The organism is Micromonospora carbonacea, from assembly GCF_014205165.1.
Lineage (GTDB): Bacteria > Actinomycetota > Actinomycetes > Mycobacteriales > Micromonosporaceae > Micromonospora > Micromonospora carbonacea.
The window spans coordinates 3,276,440-3,293,138 of the sequence record NZ_JACHMZ010000001.1; the positions used below are offsets into that span (position 1 = coordinate 3,276,440).

The window sequence follows — 16,699 nt, forward strand, 5'->3', positions numbered from 1 at the left end:
GCCCCGGGTCGCCCCGCCCGGCCGCATCGTCTACGGTCGGCGGCACACGGACACGACCCTGCGGAGGCGAGGCGACGATGACCCGTTACGTGCAGCCGGTGCCCACCCCCGACGACCCGTACACCGGCGACCGGCTGCTGCGGTCCTGGCTGCGCCGCCTGCTCGGCCCGGCCGGGCACGACGCCGCGCAGCCCCGGCTGGTCGACCTGGCCGCCGACGTGGCCGGGCCGCTGCGCGCCGCGCACGCCGACGCCGAGGCCCACCCGCCGGTCCTGGTCCGCTACGACCCGTGGGGCGCGCGCGTCGACCGCATCGACACCTCCGCCGGGTGGCAGGCCCAACGGGCCGCCGCCGCCCGGCACGCCGTGGTCGCCCTGCCCTACCAGGCGTCCGCGCGGCAGCGGTGGGGGGCCGGCGCGCGGGTCGTCCAACACGCCCTGCTGCACCTGTACGGGCCGGAGTCGGCCACGTTCTCCTGCCCGGTGGCCATGGCCGACGGGGCGGCGGCGCTGCTGAGCCTGCCCGACGTCGACGCGGGCGTGCGCGACGCGTGGCTGCCCCGGCTGACCTCCACCGACCCCGGCACGGCGATCGTGTCCGGGCAGTGGATGACCGAGTCGCAGGGCGGCTCCGACCTGTCCGGGTCCAGCACCATCGGCCGGCCCGCCGCCGACGGGTCGTGGCGGCTGACCGGGCAGAAGTGGTTCTGCTCCGCCGCCGACGCGCCGATGGCGGTGGCCCTGGCCCGACCCGAGGGGGCCGGGCGGGGCAGCCGGGTGCTCGCCCCGTTCCTGGTGCCCCGCTACGCCGCCGACTCGCCCCTGTCCGGGGTCACCGTCGCCGCCGACTCGCCCGCCCCCGGCGTCACCGTGCACCGGCTCAAGGACAAGCTGGGCACGTGGGCGCTGCCGACCGCCGAGATCGGCCTGACCGACGCGTACGCGCTGCCGCTGGGTGACCCGGACGTGCCCGGCCTGGCCCGGGCGATGACCCTGGTGGTGGTGACCCGGGTGCACAACGCCGCCGCCGCGGCCGGCGGGATCCGCCGGGGCCTCGACTACGCCCGCGCCTACGCCACCGCCCGCGCCGTCGCCGGGGGACGCCTCGCCGACAGTCCGCTGCACCGGGCCACCCTCGGCGCGCTCGCCGTCGACGCCGCCGCCGCGTTCGCCCTGGCCGGGCACGCGTTCGCGCTGCTGGGCCGCGTCGAGGTCGACGCCGACGTGGACGCCGCCGCCGAGCTGCGGGTCGTCGCGCCCCTGGCGAAGCTCGCCACCGGCCGCCTCGCCGTGGCCTGCGCCAGCGAGTACGTGGAGGCGTTCGGCGGCGCCGGGTACGTCGAGGACACCGGCGTGCCCCGGCTGCTGCGCGACGCGCAGGTCCTGCCCATCTGGGAGGGCACCACCAACGTCCTCGCCCTGGACGTGCTGCGCGCCGTCGCCCGGGAGAACGCCGGCGCGCCCCTGCTGCGCCGCCTCGCCGCCGCCGTCGACCTGGCCCGGCCGCTGTCACCGGCCCTGGCCGACATCCTCGCCGACGTCACCGGGGAGCTGACCGCCGCCCTCGCCGCCGTCGTCGCCGACCCGCGCGCCACCGGCGTCGTCGCCGGCGCCCGCGCGCTGGCGTTGCGCCTGGCGGCGGCGGCGACCTGCGCCCTGCTCGTCGAACACGCCGCGTGGGGCGACGAGCAGGCCCGCGTCGCCGCCGAGCTGTGGGCGCGGCGGCGGCTGCGCCACGAGGACATCTCCGCCGACGCCCACCGCCACCTCGACCTGCTCTGCTGACGCGTCAGGCGCGCCGCCGGGCCCGCGCCGCCCAGATCGCGTACGCCGGGTCGCGGTCCAGGTTGTGCCGGTCCCGGTCGTAGCGGCGGGTGGTGCGCGGGTCGGCGTGCCCCATCGCGTCCTGCACGTCCTCCAACGGCACCCCCTCCGCGCGGGCCGTCGTGGCGAACGCGTGCCGCAGCGAGTGCGGCGACAGCTTCTCCCACGCCGGGATGCCCGCCACCCGGGCCAGCCGCCGCACCAGCCGGAACACCGAGTGCCGGTCCAGCCGCGCGCCGGTCGCGGTGACCAGCAGCGGCCCGGTCACCTCGTGGACGCCCACCCCCCGCGCCGCCGCCCGCTGCGCGAGGTAGGCGTCCACCTCGTACGCCGTCGACGGGGTCAGCGCCCGCCGCCGCGGCTTGCCGCCCTTGCCGACGAACCGGACACTGCGGTGCCCCCGCTCCGCGCCCAGGTCCGACACGTCCAGCGACACCAGCTCCCCCACCCGCAACCCGAGGTCGGCCAGCAGCGCCACCGCCGCCCGGTTACGGGCCGCCGTCGGCCCCGTCTCGGCCTGCGCGGCGGCCAGCAGCGCGTCCACCTCCTGCGGGGTCAACCCGACCGTCGAGGAGTGGTCCCGGTCGACGCGGGGCCGGTCGGCGGCCGTCACCGGGTTCGCCTCCACCGCCCGCAGCTTGACCAGGAAGTCGTACCAGCTCGACAGGGCCGACAGCTTGCGGGCCACCGTCGCCGGGGTCAACGGCCGGCCGCTGCGCGCCGCCGGCGTGGCCTCCAGCTCCCGGCCGTAGGCGTTGACGTCGAGGAAGTTCGCCCGCAGCGGGTCCAGCTCCCGGGCCCGGCACCACGCCAGCCAGCCCGACACGTCCCGCCGGTACGCGTCGCGGGTGTGTTCGGACAACCGGCGGTTACGCAGCCACGCCTCGGTGAAGTCACCCGGACCGGCCCCGCGCAGGGCCGGTCGGGCCACGCCACGCGGCAGCACCGGGAACTCGGGACGAAGCATGGGTGAAAGGTTCTCAGCCTTCGCCCGCGTCGGCGGTGAGGCGCGCCCGGGGGCTTTCCGGTCCTGGCTCCACGCCCACCCCGCCACCGGTGAGCCGCCAACACCGGTCGTAGCCGACCGCGTCGGCGAACCACACGTCGTGGGTCACCAGCACCACCGTGCCCCGGTACGCGCGCAGCGCCTCCTCCACCACGTCCAGGGAGTCGAAGTCGAGGAAGTTCGTCGGCTCGTCGAGCAGCAGCACCCGCGCCGGACCGTTCACCATGACCGCCAGCAGCAGCCGGCGCAGCTCCCCGGCCGACAGCAGCCGCAGCGGCTGGTCCCACTGGTCCGGGCCGAACAGGTGCGCGTCGAGCAGCCGCTCGGCCTCGTCGACGTACACGGGCACCTGGGAGCGGAACCACGTCAGCACCGCGACGTCGGTGCGCAGCGCGTCGTGGGTCTGCGGCAGCAGCGCCACCGGCGCGCCGCGGTCGACCCGGCCGGCGTCGGGGTCGCGCAGGCCGGAGAGGATGCGCAGCAGCGTGGTCTTGCCGGCCCCGTTGTCGCCGGTGAGCAGCACCCGGTCGCCGGCGCGCAGCCGCAGGTCCACGCCCGCGAACAGGGACCGGTCGCCGGCGCGGGCGGTCAGGCCCCGCGCGGCGAGCACGTCCCGGCCGTCGTCGCCGGCCGGGTCGGGCAACGTCAGGGTCAGCGTCGGGCGGGTCTGCGGCTGCGCCAGCCACCGCAGCGAGTCCATCTGCCGGCGTAGCCGCCGCTGCCGCGCCGTGGCCTTACGCGCCACCTTCTTGGCGTAGCGGCGCGCCTGGTCGGCGCCGAGGCCGCGGCGCACCGTCAACTCCACCCCGCGCGCGTGTTCCTTGGTGCGCGCGATGTCGGCCAGCAGCCGCTGGTGGGTCTTCTCCTGCGCCTCGTAGTCCAGCAGCAGCCGCTGCCAGCGGCGGGTCTTCTCCGCCCGGTAGGCGGTGTACCCGCCGGTGTACGTCTGCGGCGTGTCGTGGATGCCGTCGAGTTCGACGACGCGGGTGACGGTGCGGTCGAGGAACGCCCGGTCGTGGCTGGCCACCAGCAGGCCGCCGCCGAACGCGGCGAGCCAGCCGCCGAGCCAGGCGATGCCGTCGGCGTCGAGGTGGTTGGTCGGTTCGTCGAGGATCAGCAGGTCCGGGGTGTCCAGGAGCACCCGGGCCAGGGTCAGCCGGGCCTGCTCGCCGCCGCTGACGCGGTGCAGCGGCGCGTCGTCGGGCAGGTCCGCCACGTCGAGGCGCTGGCGGGCCTCGGCCAGCCGGGCCTGCGCCCGCCACCCGTCCAGGGCGGCGAAGCGGTCCTGGGCCTCGCCGTAGGCGTCCAGGGCGGCGGTGTCCCCGCCGGCCAGCCGCCGTTCCAGGGCCCGCAGCCGCCGGTCGAGCCGGCCCAGTTCGCCGAGGCCGGCGGCGAGGAACTGCCCGACGGTGACCGTCGGGTCGGGCGGCTGCGGGGCGAAGTAGCCGATCCGGATGCCGGGGGCGACGGCGACGTGCCCGGTCGACGGCGGCTCGGCCCCGGTGAGCACCCGCAGGAGGGTGGACTTGCCGACCCCGTTGGGGCCGACCAGGCCGACCCGGTCGCCGGCGTTGACGATCAGGTCGACGCCGGTGAACAGCGGCTCGGCGTCGTACTGCAAGCTGACGGACACGGCCTTCAACACGGTGATCCTCCGCGGGACGGCAGGCGGGCCGGCGCGCCCACGACGGGCGGCCGGTCGGTGCGCGTGGCGGCGGGGCGGTCGGCCCGGCCGCGGCCTGCGGGATCACATGTGCTGGTCGGCTCCGGTGTCTCGGCTGCGGGGACGTCGTCGAGTCTGGCATCCCCCGCCGCCGCCCGCGACCGGTTTACCCGGTGCGGGGCGGTCAGGGCGCCCGACGTCGGGCGCCCTGACCGCGGGCGTCGGGGTCAGGCGTCGATCTGCCGGTGGCCGTTGCCGCCGGTGGCGATGGCCACCCGGCGGGGCTTGGCCCGCTCGGCCACGGGGATGCGCAGGGTCAGCACCCCGTTGTCGTAGCCCGCCTCGAGGCGGTCGGTGTCGAGGGTGTCGCTGAGGAACAGTTGCCGGCTGAACGTGCCCATGGGGCGCTCCGCGGCGACGAGTTCGACGTTGTCGCCGGTCGGGCGGCGGCGCTGCGCGCGGACGGTCAGCACGTTGCGCTCGACGGTGCAGTCGATGCTGTCCGGGTCCACCCCGGGCAGGTCGAACGCGGCGTAGAAGTAGTCGCCGTCGCGGTAGGCGTCCATGTGCATCACGGCGGGGCGGGAGTTGGTGCCGAGCAGATGCTCGGCGAGCCGGTCGATCTCACGGAACGGGTCGGTGCGCATCAGCATCGTGGTTCCTCCTCGGTTCTCCTGGCCGAAGACGTCAAGTTGAGTCTGGGCGACTCAAGTCCTGGTTCTTTGATAGCGCGCCCCGGCGGCCGTGTCAACCCGACGCCGCCTCACCCGACCGGGAAGTCGGCCAGATCCCGCACCGCCGTCTCCAGCGCGGCGTCGACGCCGCGGTCGACCATCATCCGGTACGCGGGGTCGCCGGCCGCCGCCGTGCGGCGGATGCCCTCGGCCGACGCGGCCACCCGCTGGCGGACCGTTTCGACGAACGGCCCCACCGGCCCGGCGTGACCGTAGGCGTCGAGGAACAACCGCAGCCGCCGGGGCCGGTCCGCGAACGCCGTGAACCCCTCGGCGGCCACCACGTGCCGGGCGTGCAGCGGCACCCACGCGAACGCGGTGAACGCCAGGTCCCACTCGCGGGTGACCGGGGCGGCGAAGTCCCAGTCGAAGAACCCGACGAGCCGCCCGTCGGCCCACGCCGCGTTGTACGGGGCGGCGTCGTTGTGCCCGACGATCAGCCCCGGCCGCCAGGCGCCGCCCTCGCGCCACCGCGCCCCGGCGGGCGGCACGAAGCCCGCCACCGCGGCGTGCAGGTCCCGCAGCCACCGCGCCACCTGGCGCAGCGCGTCGTCGCTGTGCGCCCAGGCCGGCCACGGCCGGGCCGCGCCGACCGTCTCCCCGGGCAGGAACGACAGGACCTCCCGCCCGTGCTCGTCGAAGCCCCGCGCCCGGGGCGCCCCGTCGAAGCCGACCGTCTCCAGGTGCCGCAGCAGCGCGTGCACCGACGGCGTCCACGGCCCCGGCGTACGCCGGATGGTGTCGCCGACCCGGACCGCGCCGCCGGTATTGCCGCCGGGAAGTCGCTGCTCCTCACCCACGGTCCCATCCTCGCGCACGGGCGGGTGATACGGTCACCCCGCCGTGCACGAGCACTGTCCGAGGAGGTGGGTCCGATCAACGCTGCGACCGGTCGGGGCTCCCTCCCCCGCATGGCCTAGGGAGCGCCTGCACAAGGCATCCCTGAAAGGCGCGTATTCGGCATGCGCATCCACGAAGAACACTTCACCGTCGACGGTGTGCCCGCTGTCCGGTGGACCCCGGACAACAGCACCACCGACCCCCACCCGCTGATCCTCATCGGCCACGGCGGCGGCCAGCACAAGACCGCCCCCGCCGTCGTGCACCGCGCCCACCGGTTCGCAGCCAGCGGTTTCGCGGTCGTCGCGGTGGACGCACCGAACCACGGCGACCGCCCGAGCGACGACCGCTACCAGCGCATCGCCACGCAGATCCGGGCCCGCGCCGACGCCGGCGACGACCCGGCACCCCTGCTCGCCGACTTCCAGGCGCTCGTCGCCGCGCAGACCGTACCGGAATGGCGGGCCGTCCTGGACCGCCTCGATCCCGGACCGGTCGGCTACTGGGGCGTCTCGCTGGGCTGCGGGCTCGGTGTGCCGTTCGTGGCCGCCGAACCCCGGGTCCGCGCGGCGGTCCTCGGCCTGGGCGGGGCCTCGGCCCGCGCCGCCGTCGAGGCCGCCGCGCGGATCACCGTGCCCGTCGAGTTCCTGGTCCAGTGGGACGACGAGCGGGTCCCCCGCGCGCAGAGCCTCGCCCTGTTCGACGCGTTCGGCTCCGCCGAGAAGACCCTGCACGCCAACCCGGGCCGGCACGGCGACCGGCTGCCCGAACACGAGCTGGACAGCGCGGTCCGGTTCTTCACCCGGCACCTCACGCCCCCGCACTGACCGACGGTCGCCGCCCGCCCTGGACCGGTCACCGGACGGGGCGGGCGGCCTGATCAACCGCCCCGACGGGCCTGCCTGCCCACTGCGGCGCGGAACACCGCGGCGAACCGCTCCGCCGCCTCCAGCCAGGGATGGTGACCCGCGTCCGGCACGATGGTCACCTCGCAGCCGAGACGTGCCCCCAGACGGCGCAGCGCATCGGCGGGGCGGCTGTCGCCGGCACCGCCGATGATCATCGCGTCGGGCGGCAGCCGCTCACGGAGTTCGTCCACGCGAGATTCGAGCGGGTCGGCCTTCGCCGCCGCGTTGAGCTGGTGGTTCATCGCGTAGTTGACGGGCCGCAGCGAGCGCGCCGCCGCCGACGCCCACTCCCATGCCCGGCCCCGGTCGGCGTGGTCGGTGCACCACGACAGCGTCAGGTACTCGATCTCCTCGGCGTCGGTGCGGGACTCCACCGCGTCGAGCCTGGCCTGCTGCGCGTCGGTGCGTCGGGCCCGCTGTGCTGCCCGGTCTGCCTCCCGCCACGGCGCCAGGAAGGGCCCGGCGAGCTGCACCAGCCCGGCCACCCGATCGGGCTGCGCGAGCAGGAAGTAGCTGGCCAGGTGGGCGCCGAACGAGTGCCCGGCCAGCACCACCCGGTCGTGTCCCCACGTGTCGAGCAACAACGCCAGGTCGCGCACGTGGCAGGCGATCGTGTGCTGCCCGGTCCAGGAGGACCCGCCGGTGCCGCGCTGGTCGTAGCGGTGCACCCGATACCGGTCGTCGACGATGCCGGCGACCGGGGCCAGATAGTCGCGGATCCCGGGGCCGCCGTGCAGCATCACCAGGGACAGCGTCTGCGGGTTCGCCGGGCCTGTGGTCCAGGTCCGCAGCCGCGTGCCGTCATCCACCTCGATCAGGGCTTCGGTCATGGACGTGGGCGTAGCGGGATCGTTCCGATACCGATCGTGCACGCCGTGCGCCCCTGACGCAGTTCGGCGTGTCGTTATCGTGTGATCCATGACGATTTCCGCGCCTCGTCTCATCCGTCCACCGGCCATCCTCGGTCGTGTCGGCACCATCGCCGTGACGCACTGGGGATTGGTCGATGGCCTGCACGGGCTGTCGCTGGTGGTTGAAGTCGTCGACGTGGACGGACCGGGCGTACTCCAGCAAGGGGCATGGAGACTGTCGGGAATCGACACCGTCAGCGTCACTGCCACCAGCGACACCGGCGAGTTGGTCCACCCCTCGTACGGGGCAGCCTCAGCCCGCCGCTGGCAGCGCTGGACGATGGCATTCGGCCGCAGTGACTTGCGCGACCTCACCATCACAGTTACGCCGATCACCTTCACCCACACCTTCAGCGTGGGGGAATGACGGTGCCTACCGGCGTCGCTATCCGCGACGGAGGCTGAGCTGTCCGATCCCGAATCCGGAGTCGGATTACTCGTCCAGGCCGCCCGCTGTGCTACGGAGTTCGCTCAGCCACTCGATGCCGAGCCGGCGGCCGTCGGGGAACTGGTCGTCGCGATCCCAACGCCACGCGGTGATCATCGCCAGCACGAGGGCCCGGCAGTCTCGGAGCAACCGGTGATCGGCCCCCGGATAGTGGCCTGCGACCTCGTCGGGCGTGTGGGCCACGTCGAACTCGACCGGCCCCCGACAGCACGTCTCGAAGTCGATGAAGAGCGGGCCGGCCCGGGTCGAGAGCAGGTTGCCCGGATGGGGTTCGCCGTGCAGGAGCTGCTCGGGCCGGCCGCTGTCGGTGACCGCTCGGCGCATCCGGGCCAACGTGCCGGCGAGGAAGGCCCGGTCGGGGGCAGCCAGTTCCGGCGTTCGGGCGTGGTCGGCCACCAACCTCTGGGCCGCAGAGACCCGGTCGGTGAAATGCGGGGCGGGCAGGTCGATCCTGCGCAGGCCGGCGTGCAGGCGTTCGAGCGCGCCGACGTACTCGGCCTTGGGGATCGGCTGGGTGGTCACCGGTTCGTAGTAGGTCCAGAGGGTGACCACGTAGTCGCCCCGGACGAAGACCTCGGGCGACTCCAGCGCGGCCACCGGGCTCCCGGCCCCGGCCAACCCCCGAGCGACGTCCACCTCAAGTTGGGCGCGTTGGTGTGCGATCGGCGCCACCCGGGCGAGCACGTCGCAGGGCTGTAAACGCAGGGTGAGCGCGTTCGAGTTGTGCAGGACGACGGCGTCGTGGACGGCCAGGCCGAGCGACGAGCCGATCGACACGGCTGCCCGCGTCGCCTGCTGAGCCTCGAACGCCTGCATCGCCACCACCGTAGTCCGGTGTTCGTGTGCCGCAGCCGCGCTTCGGCGTCCGGTCCCCGACGACGGCCGGCTTCGGGAGCACGGCGGAAACACGTTGGCGGGTCACGGCGGCCACTGCTAGCTTTCGGGAGGCCGTGCGAGGGACCGAGGAGGTGGTACCCGTGAATGTTTCGACATGGGTGCTCCCCTGCGGGGCCACGGTCGGGCGGTAGGTCGTCCGGGAGCGCCGTTACGAGCGATCCCGAAAGGCACGACCATGCGTTTCACTACCGAACAGCGCCTCGACGACGGCGTCCTCGAACGCGAGTTCGCCCTCGGCGAGATCCCCGGCATCCTGTGGACGCCCGCATCCGCATCCGCGCCGGTCCCGCTGATCCTGCTCGGCCACCCTCCGCTCGGACTGCGCAGGATGTACCCCCGCCTGGTGGCCCGGGCCCGGCACGCCGCGGCGGACGGCTTCGCCGCGGCGTGCATCGAGCTTCCCGGCAGCGGTGACCGGCCCCGTTGGGCCGCCGCCGAGCAGGCCCGCGCCGACCTGCGCCGGGCGCTGGAGGCCGGCGGGCCGGTCAGCGACGAGATCGTCGACGCCCTCATCCTCCCGCTCGTCGACAGGGCGGTCCCGGAACTACGGTCCGCCCTGGACGCCCTCCTGGCGCTGCCCGAGATCGGCGGCCCGGTCGGATACTCGGGCGGGCTGATCTCCGTGGGCATCCGGCTCGCGGTGGTCGAGCCCCGCATCGTGGCCGCCGGCCTCTTCGCCGGGAGCCTCGTGCCCCGCGTCATGTTCGAGGAGGCCCGACAGGTCACCACTCCGCTGCACGTCCTGCTGCAGTGGGACGACGAGGGCAACGACCGGCAGGCGGCCCTGGACCTGTTCGACGCCTTCGGCTCCACGGAGAAGACGCTGCACGCCAACATGGGCGGACACACCGGTGTCCCGCAGTTCGCCGGGGAGGACGCGGCCGGGTTCTTCGCCCGGCACCTGCGCTAGCCGCCGCAGGCCAGCAGAAGGCCGCACCGGCCGCCGGTCCTCCTGCATGGCGGTAGCCAGCAGGAGATGCGCAACCGGCCGATCGCGTCAGCTGGCAGATCCCGTCCTGTTTGGGCCTGCCAGCTGACGCTACGGCCAGTTGGTCGTCTCGACGCGGGCGATGAGCTGCTTGAGTCGCGCGATCTCGTCGGCGAGCGCGGTGGCTCCGGCGGCGGTGAGGGTGATCCAGGTACGGCCGCGCCGACCCTCGTAGCCTTTCTGGATCTCGATCAGGCCGGCCGTTTCCAGCACGCTGAGGTGCTTGGAGAGGTTGCCGGCGGTCAGCTCGAGGTGGGTGCGCAGGTAGCCGAACTCGACCCGGTGGGCCTCGTGCGCGATGGTCAGGATGCCCAGCCGTGCCCGCTGGTGCACCACCTCGTCCAGCCCGGTGACCGGGTGCCCTGGGCCCGGGTCCGGGGCGCCGATCGTCGCCGTCACCGCTGCCGCCTGCGGGCTGCTCTGAAGAACCCGGCCGCGCCGAGCAGCAACAGCACGCCGCTGACGACTTGCGGTGCCGCGAATCGGGCCTGAATTCCCCAGCCGGCCAGTCCCCAGCCCTCGTTCATCGGCAGCACCAGCAGCACCAGGGCCAGGTAGGCGAGGGTGAACAGCAGCAGCCCGATGTTGCGCTCGATCCGGGCCAGCACCACCAGCGCGATCCCGATAATGCCCCACGGCGAGACCAACCGGTCCAGGACCAACCACCAGTACGGCAGCGACTGGTGCGGCAGCGGGTGATGTGGAAAGTACAGGGCTGCGGCCACCCACGCGGCGGTGAACACGACGGTCGTCGCGGCGCCGACGATCGCGTACGGCAACGTCCGGGCACCCAGACCCCGTGACCGGGCGGCCCGCGAATAGCAGACGGCGATCGCCGTGTAGGCCAGCAGGAGCGCGGAGGGCCAGTAGAACAGCACGCCCCGCCGCGCGAACTCGCAGCTGGTGTCGGGGTGGCAGTGCACCGTCATGGCGAGCCAGTCGAACGGGATTCCGACGAGCGTCACCGCGCCCAGCACCAGCAGGGCGACCCAGGTCATCCGTTGGTCGAGGCGTACCTGGTGCGCCAGAGAGCGAATGTCAGACAGCAGTCGGCGGGGATCGCCGCCGGCAGCAACCGGCTCAGTAGTCATGCCAATAGGTTTCCACAGCAAACCTATTGGCGCTAGTGCCACGTTCGCGCCCTTTCGGCGCCACCGGTCCACACGGCGACTCATTGACCACCGCATCCGTCGACCCGCGAGATGCACGACGCCCAGCGCACATAACTGTCATTATGATGTGCTGATGATATGCCCGTTTTGCGGCGTCCAATTGCCGTATTGCCGTTACCGGTAATCCGATAATTAGCTGGCTTGTCGGCCGGGCCGCCGGCTGGCACGGTCGGGGCATGACGGGCACGGATGGAGCGGGCGTACGCGCCGCCGTCGACGAGATGGGCCGCGTCCTGCGGCCACACACCGAACGCGACTGGGCGGTGCCGGCCGGAACCCTGGAGTGGGACTGCTGGACCACGGCGGCGCACGTGGCGCACGACCTGCTCGCGTACGCGGGGCAGCTGGCCGGCCGGCCCGCCGACGGCTACCTGCCGTTCGACCTGCGGGTCTCCCCTACCGCGACGCCCGCCCGGGTGCTGGCCGTCGTCGCCGCCTGCGGCGGACTGCTCGCCACCGCCGTCGACGCGGCCGACCCGGACCTGCGGGCCTGGCACTTCGGCCCCTGCGACCCGGCCGGGTTCGCCGCCATGGGCGTGGCCGAGACCCTCCTGCACACCCACGACATCACCCGGGGCCTCCGCGTCGACTGGCAGCCGCCCGCCGCGCCCGCCGCCGCCGTGCTGGCCCGCCTGTTCCCGGAGGCCCCGCCCGGCCCGCCCGCCGAGGTGCTGCTGTGGATGACGGGACGGGCCGAGCTCGACGGACGGCCCCGCCGCGCCGCGTGGACGTGGCAGGCCGCCCTGCCCTGACCGGGCCTGAGCCGGTGGCGGACATCCCCGTTCGGCTGGGAATCAGGTCGTGTGGCGGATGATCGAGCGGGCGATCCGCTCGGTCAGCCCCGGCGAGAAGAAGGGATGGTGGCCCATTCCAGGCACGATCTCCAGGCGCGCCGCCGGGATCTGCGCCGCGACGGCTTCGCCGTGGGCTTGAGGGAACAGCGGGTCGTCGCTGCCGTGCAGGACCAAGGTCGCAGCGGTGATGCGGGACAAGGAGGCCCGCCGGTCGTCGCCCCAGCGCCGGCCGGCGAGATCGTGATTCGAGGCGGCAGCGACGTTGTCGGCCCGGGCGTAGCAGTGTTCGACGAACCGTCGCGCGGCGGCCTCGTCGAAGGGCAGGACATCGCCGTTGAGCACTCGCCAGGTCTGCATGTCGGCGTCCATGCGCTGCTGGGCCGTCGTGCGTGGCGCCTTCACCGAGTCCAGCACGTGGTGGAGGAACCGTGCCGTCGGAGGCGGGAGCTCGTCGGCCGCAGCCGGTTGACCTGCCATCGCCCGCGCCCATGCCGGGCCGGGGTTGTTCCCCATGGGAGAGGAAGCCATGGCCGTCAGGGTGCGGACACGGGCTGCCTGATGCACGGCGAGCCACTGCCCGATCGCCGCGCCCAGCGACGTCCCGACGACGTGCGCGGCGGTGACTCCGTGACCGTCCAGAACGGCGGTCGTGTCGGCTGCCATGTCGGCGAGCGCGTACGGATGCGTCGTGAAGTCGACGGAGTCGGAACGGCCGGTGTCACGGTGGTCGAACCGGATCACCTGCCGGCCGCTGTCCAGGAGAGCTTCCACGAGCTGATCGGGCCAGCCGATGCCCTGGGTAGAGGTGCCCATGACCAACAGAACAGTGGGGTCGTCAGGGCGACCGAAACGCTCGGTCCACAACCGGACTCGCCCGGAACGAACGAACTTCTCCTCACCAGTAAGCATGCCGGGCACCGTAGCCGTCACCGGATGGACCCGAAGCCGCTACCCCTTGTAGCCGGAAATGGTGCTCATGGGATAATGGAGAGGTAGGCGAGGGCGCGTTGAGCCTCTGCGTGCCGTGGCGGCGGGTTGGACGGCGTCCGCCCCGCACGAACCCCACAGCTTCGGTTTCTGCCCACCTGTGCGGCCACGAGCGCGGGCGGCGCCCCTGCCGGGTTGTCCGTACCGTGACGGGCCTGGATGGAACGGGCGCCGGTGCTCAGACCGCGGCCTGCTGACTGCGGTGCATGGCTCGGAGCAGGGCTTCGCGCGGCGGTGGGGCGGGTAGCTCGCGGGCGTGTTCGGTGGTGAATGCTTGGAGTAGGTACTCGACGATCCGTTGCCAGGCGTCCGGGGCGGTGCCGACGGTGGCGGCGACGACTCCGGCGTTGGCCATGAGCAGCAGGATCATGTCGTCGGGGTGGAAGTCGGCGCGCAGCTGCCCGGAGGTCTTGGCGCGGCGCACGATGGTGACCCAGTCGCGGTAGGCGCCCGCGCGGCGGCCTTCGAGGTCCTCGATGGCGGGGTTGGTGGCGGCGAAGGTCAGGGTGAGCAGGTCGGCGAAGCCGCGGTCGCCGGACTGCATCGCGCACACCCGGCGCACGTAGCCGCAGAACCCGGCCCACGGATCGGGGTCGGCGAGCGCCTGCGCCGCGGCGTTGGCGTAGTCGGTCATCTTGTCGGTGAACGCGGCGGCGATCAGGGACTCGCGGTCCGGGAAGCGCCGGTGCAGGGTCGCCTCCCCGACGCCGGCCCGCCGGGCGATCTCGTCGAGCGGCACCTGTAGCCCTTGTTCGGCGAACGCGTGCCGGGCGGCGGTGATGATCGCGTTGCGGTTGCGCGCAGCGTCGGCACGCAGGGGCTTCTCGGTGGGTGTCCGGCTCGTCACACTCTCACGATCGCATAAGTGGAGCTGCGACGCCACTTACCTGCTACGGTCAAGTGGAGGCAAGGCACCACTTATTCGTGACGTGATCAGGAGACAGCGATGACGGACACCGCAACGGTGACGAACGCCCCGCCCGCAGCGGGTCCGCTGACGGTCGAGGTCTGGACCGACCTTGGCTGCCCCTGGTGCTACCTCGGTAGCCACCGGCTACGCCACGCCATGAACCGCGCCGGGGCCGCCGGCATTACGCTCACGCTGCGCTCGTTCGAGCTGGACCCGGACGCCTCGGCCGAACCGATGACGATCCCGGAGATCCTCCTCGTGTCCGACGGCGACAGCTGCCGGCCGGGAGGGCTCTGCAGCTGACAACCCACCGGCACACCCCGAAAGGAACCACCATGCCCACCATCGCCATCGTCGGCGCGGGCTCCGGCCTCGGCCAGTCCATCGCGAAGACCTTCGGCGGCAACGGCTTCTCCGTCGCCCTCGTGTCCCGTACCCAGAGCAAACTCGACGCCCTCGCCGCCGAACTCGGCCAGGCCGGTGTCGACGCCGCCGGTTTCGCCGCCGACGTCATGGACCGCGCCTCGCTGGTCGACGCCTTCGCCCGGATCAAGTAGCGCTTCGGCACCGTCGACGTCCTGGAATACTCGCCCGCCCCGCACACCCCGGTTCCCGGCATCACCATGGCGGGTCCCCTGGACGTCACCGTCGAGAACATCCAGCCCCAGCTCGACTACTACCTGTACGGCGGCATCACCGCCGCCCAGCAGGTCCTGCCCGACATGCTCGAACGCGGCAGCGGCACCCTGCTGTTCACCACCGGCGGCGCTTCGGTCAACCCCGCCCAGGCATCGCCGGAGTTCGCCAACATCGCCATCGCGGGCGCGGCCCTGCGCTCCTGGGTCCTCAAGCTGCACCAGGTCACCGACGGCACCGGCGTCTACGCCGCCCACGTCCCCCTCTCGGTCTGGATCGGCGCCGGCGGCCCCGAGACCCAGCCCGACACGATCGCCCGGCACTACTGGGACCTTTACACCAAGCGGGAGGGCGCCGAGCACCACTACAGCGCGTTCTGACAGCCCGGAACCCTCCGGGATCCGCCGAGTTGGGCACGTCCGATCAAGCAGCGGATGTGCGCGTGCGGTGGCGATCGAGGGTCGGCCGCGGTGGCTGTCAGCGGCCGGTGGATCCGTCGATCCTCTCGCGCAGAGTTCGACACCGCGTCCCGCACCAGATCGGCAGCGCCGACTCTCAGGCCGCGGAGCTGCTGACGCTCTTCAGCGCCCAGGGCGAACGCGCCCACCTGTCGCCCTCCCCGATATCGCCCACCTGAACGACCCGGCTCCGGAGCAAACACTTCACCCGAGTCGGGCCTTGGCGGCGCGGGCGTCGCCCGACCGGTGACCGACGCCGCCGCCCCGCCCCGACCCGTCGTTGGAGGCTTTTCCTCGATGCGGAGCTGTCGTCATCGGAAAAGTTCACACCGTTCGCTCAACGATACCGTTGAGGGAATGACTATCCGGAACATGGCCCGCGAACTCGACGGGGCCGCCATCTCGGCCCTCCTGCGTTCCCTGCCCGCCCGTCCCCTGCTGCTCGGCCTGGGCGAGGCCCGGCACTTCGTGGGGGAGCTGGGCGAGCTGCGCAACGAGATCTTCCGGCACCTGGTCGAACACGAGGGCTACCGGTCGTTCGCCATCGAGAGCGACTGCCTGAAGGGCCTCGTGGTCGACGACCACCTCGCGACCGGCGCCGGTGACCTCGACGACGTCATGGCGCGCGGCTTCAGCCACGGCTTCGGCGCGTCACCGGCCAATCGTGAGCTCGTGCGTTGGATGCGCGCCCACAACGAGAAGCACGACGAGAAGCTGCGGTTCTTCGGGGTCGACGGCCCGCTGGAGTACTGGGCGGCAAGCCCCCGCGAGGCGCTCACCGCCCTGCACGGCCTCCTCGACGGCCCGCTGCCCTGCACCCGGGAAACCCTCGACGCGCTGCTCGGCCCGGACGAGCGGTGGTCGGACGAGGCCACGGTCATGGACCCGGCCCGGTCGATCGGCCGGTCCGCCGACGCCCAGCGGCTGCGGGTGATCGCCGACGAGCTGGTGGCGCTGCTCGACACGCAGCTGCCGCAGCTGGGCGTGCGCGACCGGGAGCGGGCGCAGCTCTACGGACGTACCGCCGTCGGCCTGCTCCGCTACCATCACGCGATGGCCGACCCCGGCGCGGCCCGGATCTCCCGGTTGTCGGCGCTGCGGGACGCGATGATGGCCGCGAACCTGTGTGCCGTCGCCGCGCACGGCCCGGCGCTGGTCTTCGCCCACAACCTCCACCTGCAACGCCACCGCAGCCGCCTGTCGCTCGGCGACCAGCACGTGCAGATGTGGAGCGCGGGGGCGATCACCGCGGCCCGGCTGGGCGACCGGTACGCCTACCTCGCCTCGGCCTTCGGTGCCGTCGGTGGCGACACCCCGGCTGCGGACTGCGCCGAGGGCGTCCTGGCCACCCTGCCGTGGGACGCTGCCCTGGTCGGCGGCCGGCACCTGGCTCAGGTGGCCGCCGGAGCCTCCCCCCGTGTCTCCCGGGACTTCGCCTACTTCCCGCTGGACCCGGCCCGGCTCGACGTGATCGACGGCGTCGTCTTCGTCCGGCAGGCCGTCGACCTGGGTGCGCCCGGCTAG

The 16,699-nt window shown here is 73.4% G+C and carries 19 protein-coding genes; 9 read left to right on the forward strand and 10 right to left on the reverse strand.

The features are described from left to right. The first annotated feature begins 77 nt into the window (after positions 1-77). The gene (locus HDA31_RS14235) at positions 78-1,784 is read left to right on the forward strand and encodes an acyl-CoA dehydrogenase family protein (RefSeq protein WP_178065440.1); all 1,707 of its coding nucleotides are present in this window, start codon (positions 78-80) and stop codon (positions 1,782-1,784) included. A 4-nt stretch (positions 1,785-1,788) separates the two neighbouring features. Here HDA31_RS14235 and HDA31_RS14240 read toward each other — a convergent pair whose 3' ends face one another. From HDA31_RS14240 to HDA31_RS14255, 4 genes are all read right to left on the reverse strand, one after another. Beyond that, entirely contained in the window at positions 1,789-2,790 is a 1,002-nt protein-coding gene (locus HDA31_RS14240) for a tyrosine-type recombinase/integrase (RefSeq protein WP_074476412.1), read from the reverse strand. Between the two features lie 13 nt (positions 2,791-2,803). Next, entirely contained in the window at positions 2,804-4,462 is a 1,659-nt protein-coding gene (locus HDA31_RS14245; RefSeq protein WP_246383976.1) for an ABC-F family ATP-binding cassette domain-containing protein, read from the reverse strand. A 257-nt stretch (positions 4,463-4,719) separates the two neighbouring features. Next, positions 4,720-5,145, reverse strand: a complete 426-nt coding sequence (locus tag HDA31_RS14250; RefSeq protein ID WP_178065441.1) for an Hsp20/alpha crystallin family protein — start codon at positions 5,143-5,145, stop codon at positions 4,720-4,722. A gap of 110 nt (positions 5,146-5,255) precedes the next feature. Next, a complete protein-coding gene (locus HDA31_RS14255) occupies positions 5,256-6,026 on the reverse strand; it encodes a phosphotransferase (RefSeq protein WP_178065442.1) in 771 nt (256 codons plus the stop codon). 162 nt (positions 6,027-6,188) lie between these two features. Here HDA31_RS14255 and HDA31_RS14260 point away from each other — a divergent pair, with 162 nt between their 5' ends. Continuing rightward, on the forward strand, positions 6,189-6,893 hold the full coding sequence (locus tag HDA31_RS14260; RefSeq protein ID WP_178065443.1) for a dienelactone hydrolase family protein: 705 nt from the start codon (positions 6,189-6,191) through the stop codon (positions 6,891-6,893). A gap of 53 nt (positions 6,894-6,946) precedes the next feature. On the opposite strand, the gene HDA31_RS14265 is transcribed toward HDA31_RS14260, so the two are convergent. After that, the gene (locus tag HDA31_RS14265; RefSeq protein ID WP_178065444.1) at positions 6,947-7,804 is read right to left on the reverse strand and encodes an alpha/beta fold hydrolase; all 858 of its coding nucleotides are present in this window, start codon (positions 7,802-7,804) and stop codon (positions 6,947-6,949) included. Positions 7,805-7,892: 88 nt separating this feature from the next. Here HDA31_RS14265 and HDA31_RS14270 point away from each other — a divergent pair, with 88 nt between their 5' ends. Next, positions 7,893-8,252: a hypothetical protein gene (locus HDA31_RS14270; RefSeq protein WP_178065445.1), complete on the forward strand. Its 360-nt coding sequence runs from the start codon at positions 7,893-7,895 to the stop codon at positions 8,250-8,252. 66 nt (positions 8,253-8,318) lie between these two features. On the opposite strand, the gene HDA31_RS14275 is transcribed toward HDA31_RS14270, so the two are convergent. After that, positions 8,319-9,149 (reverse strand): phosphotransferase family protein, encoded by an 831-nt coding sequence (locus tag HDA31_RS14275; protein ID WP_178065446.1) that lies wholly within the window; start codon positions 9,147-9,149, stop codon positions 8,319-8,321. Positions 9,150-9,405: 256 nt separating this feature from the next. Here HDA31_RS14275 and HDA31_RS14280 point away from each other — a divergent pair, with 256 nt between their 5' ends. Continuing rightward, the gene (locus HDA31_RS14280) at positions 9,406-10,140 is read left to right on the forward strand and encodes an alpha/beta hydrolase (RefSeq protein ID WP_178065447.1); all 735 of its coding nucleotides are present in this window, start codon (positions 9,406-9,408) and stop codon (positions 10,138-10,140) included. A 129-nt stretch (positions 10,141-10,269) separates the two neighbouring features. Here the strand turns inward: HDA31_RS14280 and HDA31_RS14285 are convergent, their stop codons facing one another. Beyond that, positions 10,270-10,617 (reverse strand): transcriptional regulator, encoded by a 348-nt coding sequence (locus HDA31_RS14285; protein WP_178065448.1) that lies wholly within the window; start codon positions 10,615-10,617, stop codon positions 10,270-10,272. Further along, entirely contained in the window at positions 10,614-11,309 is a 696-nt protein-coding gene (locus HDA31_RS14290) for a hypothetical protein (protein WP_178065449.1), read from the reverse strand. Before HDA31_RS14290 ends, HDA31_RS14285 begins: the two co-directional genes overlap by 4 nt. Before the next feature lie 257 nt (positions 11,310-11,566). Here HDA31_RS14290 and HDA31_RS14295 point away from each other — a divergent pair, with 257 nt between their 5' ends. Beyond that, on the forward strand, positions 11,567-12,142 hold the full coding sequence (locus tag HDA31_RS14295) for a maleylpyruvate isomerase N-terminal domain-containing protein (protein WP_178065450.1): 576 nt from the start codon (positions 11,567-11,569) through the stop codon (positions 12,140-12,142). Between the two features lie 42 nt (positions 12,143-12,184). On the opposite strand, the gene HDA31_RS14300 is transcribed toward HDA31_RS14295, so the two are convergent. Together HDA31_RS14300 and HDA31_RS14305 are read right to left on the reverse strand one after the other, a co-directional pair. Next, positions 12,185-13,093, reverse strand: a complete 909-nt coding sequence (locus tag HDA31_RS14300; RefSeq protein WP_178065451.1) for an alpha/beta fold hydrolase — start codon at positions 13,091-13,093, stop codon at positions 12,185-12,187. Positions 13,094-13,349: 256 nt separating this feature from the next. Beyond that, the gene (locus HDA31_RS14305) at positions 13,350-14,018 is read right to left on the reverse strand and encodes a TetR/AcrR family transcriptional regulator (RefSeq protein WP_178065452.1); all 669 of its coding nucleotides are present in this window, start codon (positions 14,016-14,018) and stop codon (positions 13,350-13,352) included. 99 nt (positions 14,019-14,117) lie between these two features. On the opposite strand from HDA31_RS14305, the gene HDA31_RS14310 reads away from it, so the two are divergent. The 4 genes from HDA31_RS14310 to HDA31_RS14320 all read left to right on the forward strand — a co-directional run bounded on the left by HDA31_RS14310 (position 14,118) and on the right by HDA31_RS14320 (position 16,699). Continuing rightward, positions 14,118-14,384 (forward strand): DsbA family protein, encoded by a 267-nt coding sequence (locus HDA31_RS14310; RefSeq protein ID WP_219824922.1) that lies wholly within the window; start codon positions 14,118-14,120, stop codon positions 14,382-14,384. Between the two features lie 32 nt (positions 14,385-14,416). Next, positions 14,417-14,638, forward strand: a complete 222-nt coding sequence (locus HDA31_RS31785) for an SDR family NAD(P)-dependent oxidoreductase (protein WP_219824923.1) — start codon at positions 14,417-14,419, stop codon at positions 14,636-14,638. Between the two features lie 66 nt (positions 14,639-14,704). Then, positions 14,705-15,097, forward strand: coding sequence for a Rossmann-fold NAD(P)-binding domain-containing protein (locus tag HDA31_RS31790; protein ID WP_219824924.1), 393 nt, complete (start codon positions 14,705-14,707; stop codon positions 15,095-15,097). A 435-nt stretch (positions 15,098-15,532) separates the two neighbouring features. Beyond that, positions 15,533-16,699: an erythromycin esterase family protein gene (locus tag HDA31_RS14320; protein ID WP_074476434.1), complete on the forward strand. Its 1,167-nt coding sequence runs from the start codon at positions 15,533-15,535 to the stop codon at positions 16,697-16,699.

Coding starts and splice junctions, on each gene's coding strand:
- HDA31_RS14235 (WP_178065440.1), top strand. CDS start 78: ATGACCCGTTACGTGCAGCCGGTGCCCACCCCCGACGACCCGTACACC.
- HDA31_RS14240 (WP_074476412.1), bottom strand. CDS start 2,790: ATGCTTCGTCCCGAGTTCCCGGTGCTGCCGCGTGGCGTGGCCCGACCG.
- HDA31_RS14250 (WP_178065441.1), bottom strand. CDS start 5,145: ATGCTGATGCGCACCGACCCGTTCCGTGAGATCGACCGGCTCGCCGAG.
- HDA31_RS14260 (WP_178065443.1), top strand. CDS start 6,189: ATGCGCATCCACGAAGAACACTTCACCGTCGACGGTGTGCCCGCTGTC.
- HDA31_RS14265 (WP_178065444.1), bottom strand. CDS start 7,804: ATGACCGAAGCCCTGATCGAGGTGGATGACGGCACGCGGCTGCGGACC.
- HDA31_RS14270 (WP_178065445.1), top strand. CDS start 7,893: ATGACGATTTCCGCGCCTCGTCTCATCCGTCCACCGGCCATCCTCGGT.
- HDA31_RS14275 (WP_178065446.1), bottom strand. CDS start 9,149: ATGCAGGCGTTCGAGGCTCAGCAGGCGACGCGGGCAGCCGTGTCGATC.
- HDA31_RS14280 (WP_178065447.1), top strand. CDS start 9,406: ATGCGTTTCACTACCGAACAGCGCCTCGACGACGGCGTCCTCGAACGC.
- HDA31_RS14290 (WP_178065449.1), bottom strand. CDS start 11,309: ATGACTACTGAGCCGGTTGCTGCCGGCGGCGATCCCCGCCGACTGCTG.
- HDA31_RS14295 (WP_178065450.1), top strand. CDS start 11,567: ATGACGGGCACGGATGGAGCGGGCGTACGCGCCGCCGTCGACGAGATG.
- HDA31_RS14300 (WP_178065451.1), bottom strand. CDS start 13,093: ATGCTTACTGGTGAGGAGAAGTTCGTTCGTTCCGGGCGAGTCCGGTTG.
- HDA31_RS14310 (WP_219824922.1), top strand. CDS start 14,118: ATGACGGACACCGCAACGGTGACGAACGCCCCGCCCGCAGCGGGTCCG.
- HDA31_RS31785 (WP_219824923.1), top strand. CDS start 14,417: ATGCCCACCATCGCCATCGTCGGCGCGGGCTCCGGCCTCGGCCAGTCC.
- HDA31_RS31790 (WP_219824924.1), top strand. CDS start 14,705: ATGGCGGGTCCCCTGGACGTCACCGTCGAGAACATCCAGCCCCAGCTC.
- HDA31_RS14320 (WP_074476434.1), top strand. CDS start 15,533: ATGACTATCCGGAACATGGCCCGCGAACTCGACGGGGCCGCCATCTCG.